This window comes from Micromonospora sp. KC606 (assembly GCF_004348675.1).
GTDB lineage: Bacteria > Actinomycetota > Actinomycetes > Mycobacteriales > Micromonosporaceae > Micromonospora.
Genome location: NZ_SMKN01000005.1, coordinates 13,208 through 36,669, shown reverse-complemented (window position 1 = coordinate 36,669; position 23,462 = coordinate 13,208). Strand labels below are relative to the sequence as shown.

The following is a 23,462-nucleotide window of genomic DNA, read 5'->3' as shown; positions in this document are numbered from 1 at the left end:
GTCGACGTACGCGAACATTCCACGAATCGCTTATCGTCAGGCGGCGGCAGTCCGGTACTCGCCGTGTCACTCGGCGGCGTCGCAGCACGGTGAGCGCCGAGCCAATCGACTCCTCCGAGCGAGGTAAATGATGAAAATCGCGGTAGTCGGCGGCGGCTCGACCTACACGCCCGAGCTTGCCGACGGGCTCGCCCGGCTCCGGGGAGTCCTTCCGGTGACCGAACTTGCGCTCGTCGACACCGCACCGGACCGCCTCGGCGTGATCGGCCGCTTCGCGGCACGGCTCTTCGCCGCGCAGGGGCACCCGGGCCGGGTCACCTGGACCACGGTCGCCGACGAGGGTCTCGACGCCGCGGACGTGGTCCTGATCCAGCTCCGGGTCGGAGGGACACGGGCGCGGATCTCGGACGAGACCTTTCCGATGGAGTGCGCGTGCGTGGGCCAGGAGACCACGGGAGCCGGTGGCCTGGCGATGGCGATGCGAACCGTGCCCGTGGCGTTGCAGGTGGCGGAGCTGGCCTCTCGGCGTGCCGCGCCGGACGCGTGGATCATCGACTTCACCAACCCGGTCGGTATCGTCACCCGGGCACTGCTCGACGCCGGCCACCGGGCCGTCGGGCTCTGCAACGTCGCCATCCAACTGCAGCGCCGCTTCGCGCACCTGCTCGGCGTCGTACCGGAGGAGGTGGTCCTCGACCACGCCGGGCTCAACCACCTGACCTGGACCCGGCAGGCGGTCGTCGCCGGCGACGACCGCCTGCCGGAGCTCCTTCGCGAACAGCCGGAGGCGCTCGCCGCAGAGGTGGGGCTGCCGCCGGAACTGCTGACCTTCTTCGGTGCCGTCCCCTCCTCCTATCTGCGTTACTTCTACTTCCACGACGCGGTGGTCGAGGCGGAGCGTGACGTGCCGACCCGGGGGGAGCAGGTCGCCGCCATCGAACGGTCCCTGCTGGACATCTACGCCGACCCGGAGGTCAGCACGAAGCCGGAACTGCTCAACCGGCGGGGCGGGGCCTACTACTCGGAGGCCGCGGTGGGCCTGATCGCCGCGCTGACCGGCGACGCACCGGGCCCACACGTGGCGAACGTCCGCAACCGCGGCACGTTCCCGCAGCTGCCGGAGGAGTCCGTCATCGAGGTCACCTGCGACATCGACGGTACCGGGGCCAGCCCCCGGCGGCTCCGACCGCTACCGCCCGAGATATCTGGGCTGGTCAGCCACGTCGCCGGTTACGAGGAGCTGGCCCTGGCGGCGGCGACTCGCGGTGGCCGCGAGCGCGTCTACCGGGCGCTGCTGGCGCATCCGCTCGTCGGCCAGCACCACCTGGCCGACGCGCTGACCGACCGTCTGCTGGCCGCCAACGCCGACTATCTCGGGTGGGTCCGATGAGGCTCTACCTGGCCGTCGACGGCGGCGGCTCGAAGACCGACGTGGTCATCGGCGACGAGACCGGTGGGGTGCTGGCGGTCGCCAAGGGTCCACCCACCTGCCACCAGATGATCGGCCTGCCGGAGGCAATGCGGCGGCTACGGGAACTCGTCCGCTCGACGCTCACCCGAGCCGGGCTGCCGGACTCGACCGCGTTCGACCGGGTCGAGTGTTACCTCTCCGGGGCGGACCTGCCGGCCGAGGTCGAGATGTTGACCTCGGCGGTGGCGGGCTTCGGCTGGGGGCACTCGATCCACGTCGGCAACGACACCTACGCCGTGCTGCGTGCCGGTACGGCCGCGCCGAACGCGATCGGCATCGTCTGTGGCACCGGAATCAACTGCGTGGCGCGCGCGGCGGACGGGCGCACCACGGGCTTCTGGTCGATCGGCGAGGTCTCCGGCGACTGGGGCAGCGGATGGAGCCTGGGCAGTCTGGCGCTGTGGCACGCCACCCGCGACCACGACGGTCGCGGGCCGTCGACAACGCTGGGCGGAGCGGTAGCCGCCCACTTCGACCTGCCGGACATGGACGCGGTGATCGCCGCGTTCCACTACGGGCACATCGCCCCGGAGCGCCGCCAGGAGTTGACTCCGCTCATCTTCATGCACGCCGCCGAGGGTGATCGGGTCTCCGCCTCGCTCGTGTCTCGGCTGGCCAGGGAGATCGTCATGCTGGCGACGGTCGCCGGCCGGCGGTTGGGCATCCTGGATTCGTCCCACGACGTCGCTCTCGGCGGCGGCGTGATCCGGCCACGCCACCCGATGTTGCTCCGGGCCGTCCAGCGCCGGCTACCGGCGTCGGCGACACTCGTCATCGTGGATGCCCGGCCGGTGCTCGGCGCCGCCCGGTACGCCCTCGACTGGTTCGACGCCCCGCCCGCCGCGCACGAGCGGTTGCACGCCACCCTGGCCGACTCGACACCGGACGGGTGATCTTATCCGGCCGCGCCTCGACGATCGAGCCATTGGACCATCAACACATAGGTGTGTATCATTTAAATCGTGCAAACCACGCACCTCGGATAGCGATGCGTTCGCACATTGAGATCAGCACACATGGGGGGACGGATTGACAGCACATAGCCCACGGCATTTAGTCAGCCTCAATCAATCAGAGTCTCGAACCAGTGTCGAGGAAATCAACTACTCACAGCCGGGCGTTTTTTTCGTGCCCGTCGAAGCGCTTCGACGCGGGGACTCCCCCCGTTTAGCGGGCGAAGATCCCGGACACATAGACTTCCTCGCCCAAACGGAAATGCCGCTCCCGCCCATTCTCGTACACCAGACCACCATGCGTGTCATCGACGGCAATCACCGGCTGCGCGCCGCCGAACGGCGGGGACAGGCCACCATCGCGGTCCGCTTCTTCGAAGGGGACGACGAGCGTGCCTTCGTCGAGGCTGTCCGCGCCAACCAGGCGCACGGCCTGCCGATGTCGCTCGCCGACCGGGAGGCCGCCGCGGTGCGCGTCCTCCGGTCCGGGCCCCAGCGATCGGACCGGGCGGTGGCCGCGATCACCGGGCTCGCGCCGGGGACCGTGGCGGCGATCCGCCGCCGCGCCGACGTCCCGGACGCGCACGGAGTGAGCCGGGTCGGGCGCGACGGCAGGGTGCGACCACTGAACAGCGCGGACGGCCGGCGGATAGCGAGCGAGCAGATCGCCAGGAAGCCCGAGGCATCGCTTCGGGAGATCGCGCGCGGCGCCGGAATCTCGCTCGCCACCGCCCGCGACGTCCGGGAACGGATGCGCCGCGGTGACGATCCGGTCCCGGCGAAGATGCGGCGCGGCAGCGAACCGACCGAGGACGTTCCCGCGCCCGCCACGGTCCGCGGCGTGACGAAGGAACGCCTGCCACCCGCGAACCCGGCAGCCGGCGCATGCTCCTGCGCCGAAACCGACGGTGAGTCGGTCAAGGACCAGACCGGACTGCTGCGGAACCTCTCCAAGGACCCGTCGCTGAGGTTCAGCGAATCAGGCCGCACGATGCTTCGTTGGCTCTACGCGCGGGCCGCCGGGCCCGCCGGATGGGAAGAGGTCATGGACGGGGTTCCGCCGCACTGCGGCTATCTCGTCGCCGAGGCTGCCCGCAACTGCGGGATCCAGTGGCTGGAGTTCGCGTCGACGATCGAACGCCAGGTCGGGTCGACCGCATAGTCCGCGCGGAACGCATCGGGTACCGGTCAACAATGCAACCGTCGACCGGTCGGACAATCGACAGTTAGGTGGGGCATGACCAGCGTTGACAGCCGGGCCCGGGCGATTCTCGCGCAACTCACCCTGGACGAGAAGATCGACATGCTCTACAGCGCGATGCCCGCGCTGCGCAGACTGGGGCTGACCGAGTTCCACACCGGGTGCGAGGCGGTGCACGGGCTGGTGGCTTCCTCCCCGACCACCGTGTTTCCGCAGGCAGTGGGGCTCGCCGCAAGCTGGAACCCGGATTTGATGAGCCAGGTCGGATCGGTCGTCCAGGCGGAACTGGAGGCCCTGTTGCACGCCGACCCACCGGATCCACGGCTCGGCCGCAACGTCTGGGCGCCCGTGGTGAACCTGCTCCGCGATCCCCGCTGGGGCCGCAACGAGGAGGGCTACAGCGAGGACCCGTACCTGACAGCCACGCTGGCCATCTCGTACTGCCGCAGCCTGCGCGGTGACGCGTCGAACTGGCGGATCGCGCCGACGCTCAAGCACTTCACCGCGAGCAACCACGAGAACGAGAAGTTCACCAGGTCCGTCAGCGTACGGCCGCGGGTGCTCCGCGAGTACGACCTGCCGCCGTACCTGGAGCCGATCCGGGCCGGCGTGGTGGCCTCCGTCATGCCCTCGTACAACGTGGTCAACGGCCGGCCCAACCACGTCAGTCAGCACCTGCGACTGCTCCGTGACGAACTCGCGGACCTGGTGATCGTGGCGGACGGTTACGCCTCGGCCGACATCGTCAAGAAGAGTCGCTTCTATCCGGACTTCCCGCCGGCCTTCGCGGGCGCTCTCCGGGCCGGCCTCGACAGCTTCACCGGCGACCAGGAGATCACCATCAAGGCCCTGCACGACGCGCTCCGACTCGGCCTGCTCGGTGAGGAGGAGATCGATTCCGCCGTTCGGCGGATGTTGGACATGCGGCTGCGGCTCGCGGATGCCGACCGGACGCCGGCGCCGACCGGAACCGAGCGGCTGAACACGCCGGAACACGGGCGTCTGGCCCGGGAGGCGGTACGGCAGTCCGTCGTGCTGCTCGGCAACGACGGCCTGCTGCCGCTGCGTGCCGAGGAGGGCGGCACGATCGCCGTCGTCGGGCCGTTGGGCGACTGGGTCTGCCGCGACTGGTACTGCGGCGTTCCCCCCTACCGGGTCACGCCTCTCGACGGCCTCCGGGCCCAGCTGGGTGCCGCCAGGCTGGTCTTCACGTCGGGCCTCGACCGCATCGCCCTGCGGCTACCGGCGGGTGGCGGCTACCTCGCGGTAAGACCCCAAGACGACGCGCTACGGGTGGTCTCCGGCGAGCGGTCGGAGGCCGCCGGCTTCGACGTGTTCGACTGGGGCGAGGGCGGTCTCTGCCTGCGATCGGTCGGCAATGGGCGGTTCCTGTCCCGCACCGATGGCAAGGAACTGCGCTGCGACAAGCTGGAGCCGTACGCCTGGAACATCATGGAGACCTTCCGGCTCGTCCAGGACGGGTCCCGGTGGCTGCTCCAGAACCACTTCACCAACCACTACGCCGCGATCGGCGGCGACGGCGTGGTCGTCGTGGTCCCCGAGGTGGACGCCGCAGTCAGGCTGGACCTGGAGATCGTGCACCGGGGCACGACGACGGCCGCTGAGATCGCCAGGGCGGCCGACGCCGTGATCGTCCTGGTCGGTACCTATCCGCACATCAACGGCAGGGAGACGAGGGACCGCGACGACCTCGGTCTGCCGGCGAGGCAGGAGGAGCTGACCCACGCTGTCCTCGACGCGAACAGGGACACCGCGGTCGTCCTCGTGACGGGGCACCCGGTGGCCGTGCCACGGATCGCCGAACGGGCCCGTGCCCTGCTCTGGTCGTCGCACGGCGGGCAGGAGTTCGGCAACGGACTGGCCGACATCCTCCTCGGCGCGTGCAGTCCTTCGGGACGGCTGACCCAGACCTGGCCACGGGGCGTCGAGGAGGCGCCTGACATCTACGAGTACGACATCATCAAGAGCCGGTTGACGTACCTCTACTCCGACCGGGAGCCGCTCTTCGCGTTCGGGCACGGCCTCACGTACGCTGACCTGCGCTACCGCGACCTGGCGGTCGAGCCGCCGGTGGCGACTCCCGGCGCCACCGTGAGGATCACCGGCGTCATCGACAACCTGGGCCCCGTCGACTCCCCCGAGGTGGTCCAACTCTACGTCCGCGCACTCGACTCCCCGGTGCCACGCCCCCGGCGCGAGCTGGTGGGCTTCGAGCGGATCATGGTGCCGGTCGACGCGAGTCGGCGGGTCGAGTTCTCGCTGGCGGTGCAACGCCTCAGCTTCTGGGACGTTGGCCGCGGCCGGTTCACCGTGGCACCCGGCCGGTACGAGATCATGCTCGGCCGGAGCGCGGCGGCGATCGAGTGCAGCGCGATCCTCACGGTCTCGGCGCCGGCGCTGCCACCGCGCGACCTCAGCACCGCGATCGTACGCGCGGTCGACTTCGACGACTACGAGGCGGTACGGATCGTCGACGAGACCCCACGGCAGGGTGAGGCGGTGCTCGCCACCGGCCCCGGCGCCTGGCTGCTGTTCCGGGACGTGGCACTCGACTCGGGCCTGGACCAGGTGGTCGCCCGCCTCGGCGGTGGCGAGCCCGGTGCCCGGGTCGAGCTCCGACTCGACGATCCGGTGCAGGGCCGGCTGCTCGGCCACGTCGACGCCTTAGACGGGGCGGACGGGTACGGCTGGGCCACGGTGTCGGCGCCGCTCGCCCCGGTCGACGGCCGACACGACCTCTATCTGGTGTTCTCGGCGTCCGCACGGCTGGCGTCGTTCCTGCTGCCCCGGCCGGTGGACGAGGCCGCGCCGCGCCGGGACCCGCCGGAGGATCCGTCCTGACCGACCTCGCGAGCTACCGGGTACCAGAGGCCGGCAACCACCGGCGGGGAGGGCGGCCAACACCATGAGCGCGAACTGCGACCCCCCGGGGAGCGCGGCAACGGCCGACGAGGGGCGCCCACCCGGCCCGGGGCTGGCGCCTCCGCGCGCGCTGCTGGTCGATCTCGACGACACGCTCCTCGACGGCGCCCACACCGCCCTGGCGGTCGACGGCACGTGCGCCGCGCTGGCGTCGTCGCTCACCGGACCCCGGCCGCAGCAGCGGCTACGCGAGGCGTACGCCGAAGTGTGGGCCGCGCACCGACCAGAGGTCGAGCTGCCCTGCTGGCTTGGCCGCATGGACGGCGTGGCGGCGATCCGGGAAACCTGGCGTCGGGTGCTGAGCCACGTCGGTGTCGTCGAGGAGCGGGCGACCGAGTTCGCGGTGCGGCGGTACCAGAGCATCTCGCGCTCGGCGTACCGCCCGTTCCCGGACGTCGCCGACCTGTTGGCGACGACGACCCGGCTACGCGTCCCCGTCGTCCTCGTGACGAACGGCCCCTCGGACGTGCAGCGGGACAAGCTCGGCACTCTCGGCTTCGGGTCGGCGTTCGACGCGGTCGCGATCTCGGGCGAGATCGGCAGTGCCAAGCCCGATCCGGCGCTCTTCGCCGCAGCCCTCGATCTCGTCGGTGCCGATCCGCGCGATGCCTGGCACGTGGGTGACGGGCTCACCAACGACGTGGGTGGGGCCCGGGCGGCCGGAGTCGTCGCGGTCTGGCTGAACCGCACCGGGCGGCCGAGCCCGACCGACCACCGCCGCCCCGACGTCGAGGTGACGTCGTTGGCTCAACTCAGTGCGTTGCTGCTCGGCAAAGCCGCAGTATCGTAGCGACCCCCGATCGATCAGATCAGGTGAGGTCGAGCAACTGCCGGGCCAGACCCACCGCGTCACGAAGCTCGTACTCCCGATGGGCGAAGCCGTCGTCTCCGTCCCGGACCGGACGGCTCACCCAGCTGGCCACGTGGTCGCGGTAGTAGCCGAACTCGCGCAACGCCCGGCCGACGTGCTGCATCACCCCGAAGGCCAGCCGGCCAGCGGAGGGACGATCACCGCAATACTCCGAGAACCGGTCCGCGACGTGTCCGACCTCGGTGGGTGTGAGATCGAGTTCCACGGCGGCGGCGGCGATGTCCTCGGCGGGGTCGCTGCGCCGAAGGACGTTGCCGACCTCCCGGTGGAGCTTCACGAGCCCACCGTCCGGGCGGCGTACGTAGTGCCAGTGACCGTTGTTCGGCGGCGCCGCGACCACCGGTATCCACCGCTCCTCGATGGCCGCGACAACCTCGCCCGCCCTGGGAAGACCGCGGAGGCCACGCCCGCGCAGTTCCTCGACGACGGCGCCGATCCGCAGCGTCGCGGCCTCCCGGGGCAGGTACGTCCCGCCGGGTGCGCGCCGTCCGGCGAAGGCCGCCACCGCCCCGACCGCGTCGAGGTCGGTCGGGTCGAGGTGACCCGGCCCGGATCGGTCCCGCATCGGCAGCGGAGCCCCCGGTTCCCAGAAGTACAGGAGGTAGCCGCCGACGATGCCGTAGGCACGCGGAGCGTGCGGCAGGGTCGACAACCGGCTCAGCTCCTCGTCGGCGAAGTAACCGAACCCGAGCGGCTTGGCGACCAGGGTCGACTCTCCCCCCTCCCCGGTGCGGACGCGCAGGAGGTAGCGCCGGTGCCGGACCGCTCCGTGCAGGTGGGGGGCCAGGTCTGCCGGCGCCGCACCGGTCACCGCCGCGGCGTACCGCAGCGCGTAGCCGTACCGCAGGGGCCGTACGTCCATCACGTCGGCCGGCTCGGGACGCTGGGCGAGGTGTTGCTGGAAGTAGCTCCGCACGACCGCCTCCGACGGCGCCTGGTGGGTGGCCTGCGGCCATCGCTGATGGCTTCGGTGGACCAGCAGGACCTTCGCCGGTGAGACGCCCAGTTTCACCGCCACACTGCCGACCGAGGAGCAGCGGTAGAGCGACACGAGGATCCCGTCGCGTTCGGTACCCGCCGCGGCGAGGAAGTCCAGCGTGGATCGGACGGTGTTTCCGGTACCCGCGAGATCGTCGACGACGACCACCCGCCGGCCCCGGAGCAGACCGAGGTCCACCGTGTCGTCGAGCATGGCCGGCAGGGCCGGAATGCGGGCCCGCAACGACGCGTGTACGGGCCGGACCGTGAGGTACGCCGCCGGGCTCCCGTCTCGGGCCTGGATGGCGGCTGCCCAGACCGGGCCGAGGAAGCTGCCGCTGGTGCGCAGGCCGACGACCGCATCGGGCGCTGACCCGGTCGAGGCGACCAGGGCCGCGACCCGGCGCGCGTAGCGACACCAGTCGACCGGTTCGGTGCTCAGGCACTCGGGCCAGATGGGCCAGGTGTCCAGGTACTCGAAGATGGGCAGTCGCCCGCTGTCGCGCACATGTCGGCGCCAACGTGTCTGCAGCTCCTCGGCGCCGGGCAGCCCGGCGATCGACTGCCGGAGCCGGTCCGCCCACGAGGCGTCGAGCGCCCGCTCGAACCAGAGCGCGCCCGCCGCGTCGACCGAGGCCGCCCGGAGGGCCTCGACCCATCGGCGCCAGCGGTCTCCCGCGCCCGCCTCGCCGAGCACCGCGGCCACGTCCGAGACGGTCTGCTCCAGGCTGCAGAGTCGCTCGTAGAGCTCGGTGGTGACGGCGGGGGCGGTCAGCGCCGCGGCGGTCACAGCCCGCAGTCGCTCGTACCGGGACCAGGACGATCCGACATCGCGTCGGTTCTCCCGGTCGGAGTCTGGTGTGGGTCGGGACATCCGGTCAGTTAAGACGCTCGATCGATGTCCGTCCATCGAACGGTGGGCGCCGGCGCTGCCGGAAGTCAGATCCGCCCGGCGACGCGCATCAGGTACTCCTTGCGGTGCAGCGGATTGTTGTCCGAGCGACGTCGCGTCGGTGCCGGGCCGCTGACCGGGGCGTACCGGTCGAACTGGAACTCGACCACTCCCTCGCCGTGCGTCCGCCCCGGAAGCAGGACCTGCACCCCGGTCGCCTCGGCCGCCGGGATGCTCCCGCCCAGGGAGAACCACGCGTCGGTCATCATCGGCGCCTCCGGAATCGCGCGGTGCTGACCGAGTAGCCGCAGCACGGCCGAGAAGGTCTCGGCGGGGGCTTCGACGTGGAACCGGTGGATGGGTTCACAGACCACCGTGCCCGCCTGCTCCAGGGCGTCCATCAGCACCAGCGGCGTGAGCTTGCGGAAATCCGAGGCGGACGTGCCGGGCGCCGTGTAGGCACAGTCGTCCATGGTGACCACGCAGTCCAACACCTGCCAACCGGAGAGGCCCTGGGTCAGGGTGTCTGCGACGTACCGGAACATCGCCTCTCGGAACGCGTCGACCGTCTTGTAGACGAAGAGCGGGATCGAGGCGAGGTCGACCGCCAGGCGGAAGTCGATGCCGCTGTTCACCGGGCCCGGTGCCACCGTGAGACCGACGGTGGCCGGGAACGGGTTGCCGGGACCGCCGAGCCGCTCCAGCGCGCCGCCACGGCCCCTCGGTCGTTCGACACAGATCGTCGTCGTCTCGCGGAACTCGATACGCAGCCCGAACTCAGCGGCGAGGGTCTGCTCGATGACCTCCTTCTGCACCTCGCCGTAGAGCGAGAGAGACAGCTCCTGGCGCGAGTCGTCCTGGCGGAGGTTGATGAAGGGGTCCTGCTCGGCGAGCTGGGTGAGCGCGGCGTGCAGCGCGCCCTTCTGGAGCGGATCGACCGGCGCCACGGCGGTGTCCAGAGTCGGCGGCGCGAACATGTCGGCCCCCGACGGTCGCCGGTCGGTACCGATCGGATCGCCGACGCGCACGTCCGTCAACCCGGCCAGCTTGGCGATCTGCCCCGCCGCCACCGAGCCGCCCTCCACGGCACCGCCGGGCTGGAACGTCCTCACCGAGGTCACGTTCGCCTCGTGGCCATCGCCGAAGGACAACCGCTGGCGTCGGTGCACCGTGCCGGAGAACATCCGCACGTAGGCCACCTTCTCGCCGTTGCGCTCCCGCTCGACCTTGAAGACCAGCCCCGAGGCCGGGGCATCGCGGGCGGCCGGCGCGGTGGGCAGCAACTCGGGCAGCGCCGCCATCAGCGGGTCGACTCCGCTGCCGGTGATGGCGGAGCCGAAAAAGACCGGGAAGACCTGGCCACGACCGGTCTGCGCGGCGAGGTTGGCGTACAGCGCAGCGGGCGTCACGGGAGCCGGGCGCTCGTCCACCACCGCCTCGACGAGGGCGTCGTCGTAATCGGAGAGGATGTTGACGAGCCCGTCGACGAAGGACTCGTCGTCGTGGCTGAACGGAACGAACGACGCGTTCCTGGTCCCGGCGTCGAGGAACCTGCCCATCGGCACCACAGCCGGGGTGAGCCGTTCCCGGATCCGGTTCAGCACCCGCTCGGGGTCGGCGCCGGCACGGTCGATCTTGTTGACGAAGATGAGCGTGGGAATCGCGAGCCGGCGCAGCGCGCGCATGAGCACGACCGTCTGGCTCTGCACCCCCTCGACAGCGGAGACGACCAGCACCGCGCCGTCGAGGACGCCGAGCGACCGGTTCACCTCGGCGATGAAGTCCGGGTGCCCCGGGGTGTCGATCAGGTTGACGGTGACGTCCGCGACGGAGAACGCGACGACGGCCGCCCGGATCGTGATGCCGCGCTGGCGCTCCAACGCGAGCGAGTCGGTCTGGGTGGTGCCCTCGTCCACGCTGCCGGCCGTCTCGATGACGCCGGCCGCCTGCAGAAGCGCCTCGCTGAGACTGGTCTTTCCGGCGTCCACGTGCGCCAGGATTCCGAGAGACTGATTCTTCACGGACTCTGCGTGGTCATGCGAGGCCCCGCCACCGGCGACTCGCTACGGTGAATCCCAGCATTCCCTCGCCCTGATTGCATCACTGCCATCCTCGGCGATCCACTCCCCCAGGGCAAGCGGTTTCCGGCTCGCCCACCGAATCGACGGATCGAGCACGGGTCGCGACCCGCTCTGGAGCACGAACATGAACGCGACACGCGCGTCTCCGGGGTGGCGTCACGCCCATCCCGAACCCGGCGGCCCTGGTGCCGTCGCGCCCCGGCGAACCGGTCCACCGGTCCCGTTTCGCGCGCATCCGCGCCGGGCGTCCACCGCGCAACTGCGCACCTTGCACAGTCGAACAACCGTGACCGGGCCGGCCGTCCGGCACCCCGGCATAGACGCGGTGGAAAGCCGCCGACGTACTCATCCGAAAAACGGTGGTAGCGTCTGGCCCCAGACAAAGCGATGAGGACCTGAGGACCCATATGCCTCGGGACACGTCCCGCAGCAACATCCGCTACCGATCGACGGCAGTGATTGCGTTGTCCCGTGCGGCGTTGATGTCGGGACATTCTTGCGGTGAACGTCGCGGTCCATCGGGAGGATCAATTGAGTAGTTCACCGAGGCTCCGGTGCATCCTCATAGGCGTCGGCCGGCGTGCGCTGGAGGACTACGTCCCGGCGTTGGTCGACCTCTCCGAGACCATCGACTTCGTAGCCGCCTGTGACGTCGACCCCACCGCAGAGGCGCGGCTCGCGGCGGTGCTGGGCAGGCGTGCAGAGGCGCGCCCGCTCTTCTTCACCGACCGGACGGCGGCGCTGGACGCGACCCGCCCCGACCTGGCAGTGATCGCCACGCCGCACCACACCCACCTCGAGGTCGCCAAGAACCTGATCCTCCGCGGCGTCCCGCTGTTGAAAGAGAAACCCTTCGCCATCTCGCTGACCGAGGCACACGAACTCGCCCACCTGGTCTGGCAGCACGACGGACACGTACGCCTATGCGTGCAGAGGCGTTACCATCCGCTCTATCTCCATGCCAAGGAGGCGCTGGCGGAGCTCGGCCAGATAAGGCACTTCGACGCGTCGTACCAGCTCAATGCCAACGCCTATCATGACGGTTGGCGGGCAAGCCCGGAAACAGCCGGCGGTGGTGCCATAATCGATATGGGATATCACATCGTGGACCTGCTGCACTGGTTCTTCGGAGTCCCGTCCGTCGTGTACGCGACCACCGCGCCAAAACTCGTCCCAACGGCCAGCTACACGATCGAAGAGACTGTTCTGGCGAACGTCAGGTACGACAACGGAACGACCGGAACCCTCCGCCTCTCCCTCTGCGAGGCGGCCAAGGAGGAGACCATCCGGGTGTACGGCACCAAGGGCCACATCACGCTGAGGCGGGATCTCTTCGAGCGCTACGACCGGTCGAACAACCGGGTCGAGAACCTTATTGGTGACAGCAGTTGGGCCTCCACCACGGACGTCCTGGTCGACACCGTCGCCCGCCTGCGGGACAGCACGGTGGTCACGCAGGAGGTCACCGCCGCGGTGGACATCACCGCCGTCATCGAGTCGCTCTATCACTCGATCGCGCAGCAAGCCCCCGTCAAACCGATGCGCCAGGAGACGTGCAGTGACTGCTACAACGCTCGCCGTGGATGGCGGAGTTCCGGTTCTCGGCCAACCGACGGCGTATCCCTGGCCCAAGCTTCGCCCGGCCTGGTGTGAGGCGGTCAACCGGCAGCTCGCCAGCGGCCAACTGTCGATCTACGACCGGTCCGGCGTGGTTGCCGCCTTCGAGGACGCCTGGTCCGAGGGGCACTCGTTGCCGTACTCGCTGGTGACGAACTCGGGCACCGCCGCCTTGCACTCCGCCTTCTACGGCATCGGGCTCGGGCCCGGCGACGAGGTGCTCTGCCCGACGTACACCTTCTTCGCCACCGCCGTGCCCCTGTTCCAACTCGGCGCCCTCCCGGTGCTGGTGGACTGCCGGCCGGACGGCTCGTTCGACACCGAGGCCGCGGCGGCCCTCGTCACCGAGCGAACCAGGGCGCTCGTCGTCACCCACATGTGGGGCCTGCCGTGCGAGATGGACGCGGTCGTGTCCTTCGCGTCCCGGCACAATCTCGACCTCGTCGAGGACTGCTCACACGCGCATGGCGCGACCTACGCCGGCCAGCGGGTCGGCACCTTCGGCGCGGCAGGGGCATGGAGCCTGCAGACCCAGAAGCTGATCGCGGCCGGCGAGGGCGGTGTGCTCGCCACCGACCGGCGGGACGTGTACGACCGGGCGCAACTGCTCGGCCACTTCAACAAGCGGGCCATGAAGGAAATGGATCCCGACGGGCCGCTGTACCCGTACGCGGCCACCGGTCACGGGCTGAAGTACCGCGCGCACCCGCTCGGCATCGCCTTCGCCCTGGGCCAGGTGGCGGAGCTGACCGACTGGATCAGCGCCAAGCAGCGGTACGCCCGGTGCCTGACCGAGCTTTTCGAACGCATCGACGGTGTCACCGCGCTCACCCACTCCCGTGACGGGCGGGTCTCCGCGCACTACGCGCTCCTGTTCGAGGTCGACCCGGACGTGTTGTCGGGCGGGCGGGACTGGCTGGTGGCCGCCTGCAACGCCGAAGGCCTCGACGACGTGGACGTGCCGAAGGCAACCTCCCCGTTGCACACCCTGCACCTGTTCCAGGCACCGATCTCACCCGTGACGTCCTACGACCGGCGGTGCCTGAGGGCCGACTATCCCGTCGCGGATCGGCTGGCCGCCCGTACCTTCAAGATCTCGGTGCCCTGCGCGCCGGTGGGCTTCGAGGACGAGGACGAACGATACCTGGGCGCCGTCCAGGAGGTCACCGACAAGATCGTCGGCTGGCTGGCCGAACCCCGGACCCGGCGACCCGACGCGAGGCTGGCACCGAGCGGCCAGGTCGTCGGGTGACCGGCGTGTCAGGGCCGTTCGGATCCGTCGGCGACCCGACCGGCTGGGGCACCGGTCCGGCGTTGCCGGCGGCCACCGTCCCCGTCCACCACCGGGTGTGGGCCATCGCGGCCGAGACGCCGACCGTCGTGGCGGTACAGGGCGGCGGACGGCAACTCAGCTACGGTGACCTCCGGGTCGGAGCCGACCGGCTCCGGGACCGGCTGGTCGGCCTCGGGTGCCGACCCGGCAGCCGGGTGGCGATCGCCTGCGAACCCTCCGTCGCCATGGTCACGGCGCTGCTCGGCGTACTCCAGGCCGACGCCGCGTACGTCCCCGTCGACCTGTCGCTTCCGCCCGCACGGATCCAGGCGATCCTTTCCGACGCCGGGGTGAGCGCCGTGGTCGCGGACGGCCGGGGCTGGGAGGTGCTTGGACTGGGGGCGTCCTGGCCGGCCGCCGCCGAGGAACTCGCCGCCGTCGAGGTGCCGGCAGACGCCGCGCCGGCGACGACGGCGGGCGCCGCGTATGTCATCTACACCTCCGGTACCACCGGTGAGCCCAAGGGCGTCGTGGTGGGCCACGAGCAGCTCGGCGCGTCCACCACGGCGCGCGCCATGACCTATCCCGGTGCGGCGAGATTCCTGCTGGTCTCCCCACTGGCGTTCGACTCGTCGGCAGCCGGCATCTGGGGCACGCTGACCACGGGCGGTCGACTGGTCGTCGCCTCGGCCGAGCAGAGACGCGACATCGAGCAACTGGTGGGCCTGATCGCCCGGCACGACATCAGCCGGATGCTCTGCATCCCGTCGCTCTACGGACAGATCCTGGACCTCGCCGAACGTGACGACACCGCGGACATCTCCTCCCTGGAGACCGTGATCGTGGCCGGGGAGGCGCTGCCCGACCGGATTCTGCGGCGTCACTTCACCGTCCAGCGCGCCGGCGTGGCGCTCGTCAACGAGTACGGGCCCACCGAGGCGACCGTCTTCGCGACCTACCGGCGATACCTCGCACCGGCGGCGGTGACCATCGGTCGCCCCATCCCCGGTGCTCGCCTCTACGTCCTCGACGAACAGGGGCGACACGTCGGTCCCGGCGTGGACGGCGAGCTGTACGTCGGCGGGCCGGGTGTCGCGGAGGGTTACCTGGGCCGACCGGAGGCCACCGCCCGGGCGTTTCTCCCCGATCCCTTCGCACCACGCGCCGGCGGACGGATGTTCCGCACCGGCGACCTGGTCCGCTGGAGCGCGACCGGCGAGCTCTGCTTCCTCGGCCGCCGCGACCACCAGGTGAAGATCCGCGGTCACCGGGTGGAACTCGGCGCCGTCGAGTCGGAACTGCGCCGGGCGCCGGGCGTCGAGGACGCCGTCGTGCTACCCGACCCCGGGCACACCGGGTTGGCGGCCTTCGTCACCGTCGCGACCGCGATTCCGGAGACGGCCCTGCGGCAGCATCTCGCCGAGCACCTCCCGCCCGTCATGGTGCCGGCCACCGTCCGCACCGTGCCACGGTTCCCGCTGACCGCCAACGGCAAGGTGGACCGCGCCCGGCTGGCGGAGGTCCTCGGGTCCGCCGACGCGGGGCAGGTCGACGGGGAGCCGGCCCGGTCCGCCGCGCCGGCCGCCGACGCGACCGTCGCGCGGGTGAGTGCGGCCTGGGCGCAGGTTCTGAAGGTCGGCAACGTTCCGGTGGACGCGAACTTCTTCGACCTGGGCGGGCACTCGCTGACCATGTTCGAGCTACAGGAGGCGCTCGAGCAGCACACCGGCACCCGCCCTTCCATCGTGGCGCTGTTCCGCCACACCACCGTCGCCGAGCAGGTCTCCTACATCGACGGGCGCGCACCGATCTCCGCCGGATCGGCGACCACCCAGGCACGCGCCCAGGCCGCTCGATCCGCCCGAATCCGACGGGCCAAGGGAGGGCAGCACGAGTGACCGACGCCGAGACCTGGTTCCAGCGATGGCCGTCGCACCCCGCGCCGGCGTACCGCCTGGTGTGCTTCCCGCACGCGGGCGGCTCGGCGGCCTTCTACCGCGACTGGCCCACGCACCTGCCCGGCGCGGAGGTGCTCGCGGTCCGGTACCCGGGCCGGGCCGAACGGATCGAGGAGCCGCCACCGGCCAACCTGGTGCGCCTGGCGCGCGAGATCGCGACCGCCCTGACCTCCTCCTGCACCGGCCTGCCCCTCGCGCTGTTCGGCCACAGCATGGGTGCGGCCGTGGCCCTGGAGACCGCCCGCGCGCTCGAAGCGGGGGGCGCCAGGGTCGAGCACCTCTTCGCGTCCGGCACGCGCGACGCGCCGCTGCCGGATCCACCCGACCCGACGGACGACGCGGAGATCGACGAACGCAGTGCCGTCGAGCAGCTCGCCGGCATCGGTGGCACCAGCCGCGAGATGCTCGACAACCCCATGTTCCGCGAACTGGTGCTCCCCTACGTGATGGCCGACAGCCGGATGTTCCACGCCTACCGGATGCCCACCGACCCGATCCTGCACTGCCCCGTGACGGTGCTGACCGGCGACCGTGACGACGAGGCGGACCCGCGACCGTGGCACACCCTGACGACGGCGCCGGTGGTCTGCCACACCCTCCGCGGTGACCACTTCTATCTCGTCGACGAACCGCCCTACCCGGTGCTGAACGCCGTACGGCCGACGCTCGTCGGCACCGAACCCCTCGAATCCGCACACCCGGAAAGCCGGTACGCATCGTGAGCGTTGCAACCGAACGGCTACGCGACCGTCGCCACCTCTGGCACGTCTGGTCACCCCTGGCCGCCGACCTGACCCGAACCCTGTTGGTCAAGGGAGCCGGCGCGTACGTCACGGACGTCGACGGCCGGGAGTTCCTCGACGCCTCCTCTCTGAACCTCACCTGCGGCTACGCGGCGCCGGACATCACCCGCGCGATCGCCGCGCAGGCGACCCTTCTGCCCGGCTACGACCTCTCGGTGGCGAGTCACGACCTCGCCGGCGCCCTGGCCGAGGCCGTGGCGAGGCTGATGCCCACCGCGCTCTCCCGGACCCTGCTCACCAACAGTGGCACCGAGGCATGCGAGGCGGCGCTGCTCATCGCCGCCATGCACGCGGCGAACGTCGGCCGGCCACGGACCCGCGTGATCACCTTCACCGCCGGGTACCACGGCTCGACCCTCCTCTCCCGGAGCCTCTCCGGCCTGCCGCACCTCGCGCACCCGTTCGTCACCCCGCTACCGGTCAGTCGGGTCGACCTGCCGCTGACCCCCCGGCAGATGCGCGCCCCGGAGGCGCTGGAGCCGTTGATCTCCGCCTTCCGGGACGCCCTGCTGCGGGAGCCCGACCTGCCGCCACTCGCGGTGCTCGTCGAGCCACTGCTCAACGTCGGTGGCGGAGTCGTACTGCCACCCGCGTTCCTCGGCGAACTACGGCGGCTCTGTGACGAGCACGGGGCCCTGCTCGTCCTCGACGAGGTCTCCACCGGGTATGGCCGCACCGGACGCATGTTCGGATTCGAGCACGACGACGTGACCCCCGACATCGTGGTGTCGAGCAAGGGACTCGCCGCCGGCTACGCACCGGTCGCCGCCGTCAGCGTGCGGGAGTCGATCTACGCGACGTTCGACCGCGACCCGGTCCTGGGCGGGCTGCGGTTCGGACAGACGACGTCCGGCCATGCCATCGCCTGCGCGGCGGCGCTGGCCACCCTCGAACTGATCGAGCGGGAGAAGCTCGTCGAGCGCGCCGCACACCTCGGCGAGCGCTTTCTGGCGGCGCTCCGTGGACTGGTCGGCACCGGCGGTGTCATCGACGTGCGCGGGCTGGGACTGTTCGTGTCGTTGGAGTTCGAGGATCAGGACGCGGCGATCCGCACCGTCACCTCGGCCGCCGAGCACGGCCTGCTGCTGCGCCGGCAGGGGGGGGTGGTCATGGCCGTGCCGCCGCTCACGCTGGACGACGCCGACGCGACGACGCTCCTCGACAGGCTCCGGCAGTCCGTGGAGGGGACGGCATGAGCCCGACCCCGGCCGGGGAACGCGCCACGGACCCGGTGACGGCCCGATCGTCGGCGCGGGTGATCGAGGCGACGGACCGCAAACGGCGCGGCGTCGCACTGGAGCCTGCGGAGATCGAGGGCGTCGTCGCCGACTACGTCGCCGGACGGATACCCGGCTACCAGATGTCCGCCTGGCTCGCCACCGTCGCCTGCCGGGGCATGTCCACCACCGAGCTCACCGCCCTGACCCGCGCCTACCTGCGTGACGGTCGGCGGCTGGACCTCGGCGCGGTCGGCGTACCCGTCGTGGACAAGCACAGCACCGGCGGTGTCGGCGACACCACTACCCTCATCGTGGTGCCGATCGTGGCGGCCTGCGGCGTACCGGTGGCCAAGATGACCGGACGAGCGCTCGGCTTCGCCGGCGGCACACTGGACAAGCTCGAGGCGATTCCCGGATTGCGCCTGCACCTCGCCGCGGACGAACTGGTCCCGATGATCCGTACGGTGGGCATGGTCATCACCGGGCAGAGCGCCGACCTCACCCCGGGAGACGGTGCGACCTACGCCCTGCGGGACGTCACCGGCACCGTGGAGAGCATTCCGCTGATCGCCGCCAGCATCATCAGCAAGAAGGTCGCCGTGCACGCGGACGGCCTGGTCCTGGACGTCAAGACCGGTGCCGGCGCGCTGATTCCCGACCAGTCCGACGCGGTGCTGCTCACCGAGACGATGATCGCCCTGGCGGCGTCGTTCGGGTTGCCCACCCGGGCCGTGCTCAGCGACATGAGTCAACCCCTGGGGCCTGCCGTGGGCAACGCCCTGGAGATCAGGCAGGCGCTCGCTCTCCTCGGCGGCCAGCGCAGCCCCGGCCTCTGGGAGTTGTGCGCCGCCATCAGCCGGCTCATGCTCCAGAGCGTCGACCCGGAACTGTCGGACGAGGCCGCCGACGCGATGGTCGATCGGGTGGTGACCGACGGCTCGGCGCGGGAGATGTTCGTACGGTGGGCCGTGGCACAGGGTGCCGACCCGGCGGCCCTCACCGACCCGGGACGACTACCGACAGCTCGGCGTCGGCATGTCGTCACGGCCACCGACTCCGGTGTGGTCAGCGGGATCGAACCCCGCTCGGTCGGACGCGCCACGCTGCTCGTCGGGGCCGGGCGGCTCACCCAGGACGCGGCACTGGACCACGGCGCGGGGGTGGTGCTGCACCGCCGGGTCGGCGACCGGGTCGGCCGTGGCGACGTGCTCGCGGAACTGCACTACGACGACGGCGACGCCGACGCCGCCGTGGCCCTCCTGGCCGGGGCCTTCGTCATCGGCGACGGGACCGTCGCCGTGCCGCCCGCGGTCCACCGGGTCTTCTGAGCGGAGGGAGACGTCGCATGCCCATACTGACCCGGCTGGAGGCGTTGCGCGCCGGTGCGGCCGCGCAGCCGATCACCTTCGACGCCGTCCCGACCGTCCCGGTACCGGCCGACCCCGATCCGATCTCGGCGGCGACCCTCGCGGAGATCGTCCGGCGGTACCGCCGCCACGGTTTCGCACTCGCCCAGTTCCCGTCGGGGCCCTGGACGGAGCGGACGGTCGAGCGCCTGGCGGCCGGACTGGGCCTGGGTGAGCCGTTCGTTCCGCCGCTGTACACCAGGGGTGGCTACGCCTCGTCCGCCGTGTCCCGGATCGGTGCCCCCGCCGACGGGGCAGCCTCGACCGACCAGCACCCGCACTTCGAGACGACCGTCGGGCAGGAACTGCACTGCGACGGCACCCTGCAGGAGATCGGCGAGGTGAGGTCGGCCATCCTGCTCTGCCAGTCCCAGGGGGTCGACGGCGGCACGACAACCCTGTTCAACGCGCACGGCGCCTTCACCGAGCTCCTCGACGCCGACCCGGAGGCGGCTCGGGCCCTGACGGCGCGTGGCGTCCTCGTCCGCCGGGCCACCTTCAACGGCTCCTCGGAGACCAGGGAGACCCCGGCGTTCACCGTGCACGAGGGCCAGTTGGTCTGCCGCTACTGCGTCGACGCGACCGACCGCTGGGCGGTGCCGCCCGGTGGCGACGCCGACGCCATCGGCCGGGGTACGGAGTTCCTGCACCGTGCGCGGCAGATCGGCAGCCGGTACGTCCGGCGGATCGATCTCGTGGCCGGTCAGGCGCTCGTCATGGACAACACCCGGATCTCGCACGGGCGCGACGCCTACCGCGACGGACCCGGTCGACGCCGGTGCCTCCTGCGCAGCCTGCACCTGCACCATCCCCGACACGCTGGAACTGACGATGACGACAGGTAGCCCTCCCCCGTTCGACGCCCGGCTGGCCGATCCGCTCCGAGCGGTCCTCGCCGACCTGCCCCCGCTGACCTTCGAGACGATCCCCCATCGGCGTGCCCGTACCGCGGCGACCGGTATGTCCGACGACGAGATCAGTCGTGGCGGTGCCTTCGAGGTGCGGTGGCACGACGTGCCGGCGGCCAGCGGCGACGCGCCGATCAGGCTCCTGGTCTGCCGTAATACCGCGGCGGCCGGGCCACGTCCCGCGATCTTCAACATCCACGGTGGCGGGATGGTCGCCGGCGACGCGCGCTGCAGCGACCTCGACGGCGAGCTTCGGCGGGCCGCGGCGCTGGGAATGTCGGTCCTCGCCGTCGAGTACCGCCTCGCTCCGGAGCATCCCGATCCGGTCCCGGTCGAGGATTGCCACGCCGCACTGCGGTGGATCGTCGAGCACGCCGACCAGCTCCGCGTCGACCCCCGCCGCGTCGTCGTCAGCGGCAACAGCGCCGGCGGTGGCCTCGCGGCCGGGGTGTCGCTGCTCGCCCGCGACCGGGGAACCCTGCGACCGTTGGGACAGATGCTGCAGTGCCCGATGCTCGACGACCGCTGCGACACCGAGTCGGCCCGCCAGATGGAGTCCGTGGGGCTCTGGGACACCCGGTCGAACCGGACCGGCTGGCAGGCGCTGCTCGGCCAGCGGCGAGGTGGCGCCGAGGTGTCCCCGTACTCGGCGCCCGCTCGCGCCACCGACCTGCGCGGCCTTCCGCCGACATTCGTCGACGTCGGCGCGGTGGAGTCGTTACGCGACGAGGCGATCTCGTTCGCGATGCGCCTCTGCCAGGCGGGGGTCGCTGCCGAGCTGCACGTCTGGGCCGGCGCGTTCCACAGCTTCGACCAGTGGGTGCCGGAGGCCGAGGTCTCCCGCGCGGCGCAGGCCGCCCGGCTCTCCTGGCTGCGCCGACTGCTCGACCAGACAGGACGAGCCGGCTGTGAGGAGGACGCCCGGTGAGCCGACCCAAGCTGAGCCTGATCGTCCCGTACGAGCGACGGCTGGACAACCTGCGGCTGGCCCTCCAGGGGCTGGCCTCGCAGACGATGCCACGGTCGGACTTCGAGGTCGTCGTAGGCACGACGAAGTACGACGACGACTATGTCGCCGCGTGCCGGGAGGTGCTCGACCGCGTCGACCTGGTGACCATCATGTCCGACGAGCGGTTCGAGATCCCCCGCGCCCGGAACATCGCGATGCGGCAGGCCCGGGGCGAAGTGATCGTGCACATCGACGCGGACACCCTGCTACCGCCGGACGCCCTACAGCGCCTCTACGAGAGGCACTACGCCTTCGGGCAGAGTGCCTGCGTGGTGGGACAGGTCGTCGGGTACGGCAACAACTACGAAGGCGATGTCGAACACGTCGTCACGGAGCCGATCGACATCTGGCGGAAGCGTCTGGCCGAGCTGCACGGAATCGCCGACCGTCCGCTCGACCCGCGGTTCCAGGTCGAGCACGTCATCCCGTGGAGCTTCGCCTGGACCGGCCTCCTGGCGCTGCCGACCCGGTTGGTCCGAGAGCACGACCTGTATTTCGACGAGTCGTTCGTCGGATGGGGCGTCGACGACATTGAGTGGGGATACCGCATCGCGGCCACCGGCACGCCGATCGTGCTACGACCGGACGTCTATGCCATACACCTTCCACACGTGCGGGACAGTGCCGCGAACTTCGTCACGGAGGCCGTCACCTACCGGCAGTTCCTCGGCAAGTGGCCGGGCCCCGACGTTGAACTCGCGGCGGCCTTCAGCGACCTCGACGCCAACGGTCTCTACCTGGACTACCTCGCCGAGGTACGGAACGTGCTACCGGACGGGGCGGACCTGCTCGGCACGGTCCGCGTGACGACCGACACCGCGACCCTGTTTCTGGGCGTGCCGCTCGATCGCGGGCATCGCATCGTCGATCCCGAGGTCGCCGACGCCGCGCGGTCGGCGGCGTCGGTGGAGATCCTGCCCCTGGCCGGGCTGGCCCTGCCGTACGAGGACGCGAGCACGACCAGCTGTCACGTCCTCCCCACGATCAACGGCCTGTCGGCCAGGTACGCCGCCAAGGTCCGGGCCACCGCCCGACGGGTGACCGCCCCGGCCGCCGAGGAGACACCATGACCCTCGCCAGCTCGTCGGTACCCGCTGCAGATCCGGCCGAACTGCTCGCGCTCGGGGCCAGGCTGGCCGGGCGCGCGGGCGCGGCGATCAGCGCGGAGCGCGGCGGCCGAACCAGCGTTCGGGTGAAGTCCACCCCGACCGACCACGTCACCGCGGCCGACCTCGCCAGTGATGCCGCCATCCGCGCCCTGCTCGCCGCCGAACGCCCGCAGGACGGCCTCCTCTGTGAGGAAGGCGACGGCGTCGAGCCGGCCACCGGGCTGCGCTGGGTGGTGGATCCCCTCGACGGCACGGTCAATCACGTGCACGGCGTGCCGCACATCTCGGTGAGCGTCGCCTGCGAGGCGTACCTCGGCGGGGTCTGGACCGCCACTGTCGGGGTCGTGCTGGACGTCACCCGTGGTGAGCTCTTCACCGGGGTACGCGGTGGTGGAAGCAGGCTCGACGACAGGCCGATCCGGGTCACCGACCCCGTACCGCTTGCCCGGTCGTTGGTGGCGACCGAGTTCGGCTACTCCGCGGCGAGCCGCGAGCGGCAGGCGACCGCCCTGGTGCGCGTCGCGCCGCAGGTCGGCGACGTGCGCAGCACGGGCAGTTCCGCTCTCGACCTCTGCTGGGTCGCGGCCGGCCGGCTCGACGGCTACTACGAGGACGAGTTGGCCCGGTGGGACTGGTCCGCCGGGCGCCTGATCGTCGAGGAGGCGGGCGGGGTCGTCACGGAGCACGGTGCCGGCGTACTGGCCGGTGGGCCCGACCTGCATCGTGCGCTGCACGGCCTGCTCGACACGACGGGCTGACCCACGAGGTC

Annotated in this window: 17 protein-coding genes; 15 read left to right on the top strand and 2 right to left on the bottom strand. The window is 71.1% G+C overall.

The annotated features are described in order from the left end of the window. The first annotated feature begins 130 nt into the window (after positions 1 to 130). The 5 genes from E1193_RS02455 to E1193_RS02435 all read left to right on the top strand — a co-directional run bounded on the left by E1193_RS02455 (position 131) and on the right by E1193_RS02435 (position 7,358). Complete coding sequence (locus tag E1193_RS02455) at positions 131 to 1,390, top strand: 6-phospho-beta-glucosidase (RefSeq protein WP_132179792.1); 1,260 nt, start codon at positions 131 to 133, stop codon at positions 1,388 to 1,390. Continuing rightward, the gene (locus E1193_RS02450) at positions 1,387 to 2,364 is read left to right on the top strand and encodes a BadF/BadG/BcrA/BcrD ATPase family protein (protein WP_132179790.1); all 978 of its coding nucleotides are present in this window, start codon (positions 1,387 to 1,389) and stop codon (positions 2,362 to 2,364) included. Before E1193_RS02455 ends, E1193_RS02450 begins: the two co-directional genes overlap by 4 nt. Before the next feature lie 322 nt (positions 2,365 to 2,686). Continuing rightward, a complete protein-coding gene (locus E1193_RS02445; protein ID WP_347877006.1) occupies positions 2,687 to 3,586 on the top strand; it encodes a ParB N-terminal domain-containing protein in 900 nt (299 codons plus the stop codon). Between the two features lie 75 nt (positions 3,587 to 3,661). Further along, positions 3,662 to 6,487 carry a glycoside hydrolase family 3 protein gene (locus tag E1193_RS02440; protein ID WP_132179788.1) on the top strand — a complete coding sequence of 942 codons (2,826 nt, stop codon included), beginning with the start codon at positions 3,662 to 3,664 and terminating at the stop codon, positions 6,485 to 6,487. Positions 6,488 to 6,551: 64 nt separating this feature from the next. Further along, complete coding sequence (locus E1193_RS02435; RefSeq protein ID WP_132179786.1) at positions 6,552 to 7,358, top strand: HAD family hydrolase; 807 nt, start codon at positions 6,552 to 6,554, stop codon at positions 7,356 to 7,358. A 19-nt stretch (positions 7,359 to 7,377) separates the two neighbouring features. On the opposite strand, the gene E1193_RS02430 is transcribed toward E1193_RS02435, so the two are convergent. Then, positions 7,378 to 9,291 carry a phosphoribosyltransferase gene (locus E1193_RS02430; RefSeq protein WP_132179784.1) on the bottom strand — a complete coding sequence of 638 codons (1,914 nt, stop codon included), beginning with the start codon at positions 9,289 to 9,291 and terminating at the stop codon, positions 7,378 to 7,380. Positions 9,292 to 9,356: 65 nt separating this feature from the next. After that, positions 9,357 to 11,330, bottom strand: coding sequence for a TetM/TetW/TetO/TetS family tetracycline resistance ribosomal protection protein (locus tag E1193_RS02425; RefSeq protein ID WP_132179782.1), 1,974 nt, complete (start codon positions 11,328 to 11,330; stop codon positions 9,357 to 9,359). Between the two features lie 561 nt (positions 11,331 to 11,891). On the opposite strand from E1193_RS02425, the gene E1193_RS02420 reads away from it, so the two are divergent. Genes E1193_RS02420 through E1193_RS02375 form a run of 10 tightly spaced genes read left to right on the top strand, consistent with a single transcriptional unit; the run spans position 11,892 to position 23,451 of the window. Continuing rightward, positions 11,892 to 13,043 (top strand): Gfo/Idh/MocA family oxidoreductase, encoded by a 1,152-nt coding sequence (locus E1193_RS02420; RefSeq protein WP_132179780.1) that lies wholly within the window; start codon positions 11,892 to 11,894, stop codon positions 13,041 to 13,043. Next, the gene (locus tag E1193_RS02415) at positions 12,949 to 14,259 is read left to right on the top strand and encodes an aminotransferase class I/II-fold pyridoxal phosphate-dependent enzyme (RefSeq protein ID WP_165945602.1); all 1,311 of its coding nucleotides are present in this window, start codon (positions 12,949 to 12,951) and stop codon (positions 14,257 to 14,259) included. Before E1193_RS02420 ends, E1193_RS02415 begins: the two co-directional genes overlap by 95 nt. Continuing rightward, the gene (locus E1193_RS02410) at positions 14,256 to 16,178 is read left to right on the top strand and encodes a non-ribosomal peptide synthetase (RefSeq protein ID WP_165945601.1); all 1,923 of its coding nucleotides are present in this window, start codon (positions 14,256 to 14,258) and stop codon (positions 16,176 to 16,178) included. Before E1193_RS02415 ends, E1193_RS02410 begins: the two co-directional genes overlap by 4 nt. After that, complete coding sequence (locus E1193_RS02405) at positions 16,175 to 16,960, top strand: alpha/beta fold hydrolase (protein ID WP_132179774.1); 786 nt, start codon at positions 16,175 to 16,177, stop codon at positions 16,958 to 16,960. The genes E1193_RS02410 and E1193_RS02405 overlap by 4 nt, the downstream gene beginning before the upstream one ends. Further along, positions 16,957 to 18,237, top strand: a complete 1,281-nt coding sequence (locus E1193_RS02400; protein ID WP_207922518.1) for an aspartate aminotransferase family protein — start codon at positions 16,957 to 16,959, stop codon at positions 18,235 to 18,237. Before E1193_RS02405 ends, E1193_RS02400 begins: the two co-directional genes overlap by 4 nt. Continuing rightward, positions 18,234 to 19,589, top strand: coding sequence for a thymidine phosphorylase (locus E1193_RS02395; protein ID WP_132179770.1), 1,356 nt, complete (start codon positions 18,234 to 18,236; stop codon positions 19,587 to 19,589). The genes E1193_RS02400 and E1193_RS02395 overlap by 4 nt, the downstream gene beginning before the upstream one ends. Positions 19,590 to 19,606: 17 nt before the next feature. Next, a complete protein-coding gene (locus tag E1193_RS02390) occupies positions 19,607 to 20,512 on the top strand; it encodes a TauD/TfdA family dioxygenase (RefSeq protein ID WP_132179768.1) in 906 nt (301 codons plus the stop codon). Then, entirely contained in the window at positions 20,499 to 21,503 is a 1,005-nt protein-coding gene (locus E1193_RS02385; RefSeq protein WP_132179766.1) for an alpha/beta hydrolase, read from the top strand. The genes E1193_RS02390 and E1193_RS02385 overlap by 14 nt, the downstream gene beginning before the upstream one ends. Further along, the gene (locus E1193_RS02380; RefSeq protein ID WP_132179764.1) at positions 21,500 to 22,654 is read left to right on the top strand and encodes a glycosyltransferase; all 1,155 of its coding nucleotides are present in this window, start codon (positions 21,500 to 21,502) and stop codon (positions 22,652 to 22,654) included. The genes E1193_RS02385 and E1193_RS02380 overlap by 4 nt, the downstream gene beginning before the upstream one ends. Then, positions 22,651 to 23,451, top strand: coding sequence for an inositol monophosphatase family protein (locus tag E1193_RS02375; RefSeq protein WP_132179762.1), 801 nt, complete (start codon positions 22,651 to 22,653; stop codon positions 23,449 to 23,451). The genes E1193_RS02380 and E1193_RS02375 overlap by 4 nt, the downstream gene beginning before the upstream one ends. The last annotated feature ends 11 nt before the right edge of the window (positions 23,452 to 23,462 follow it).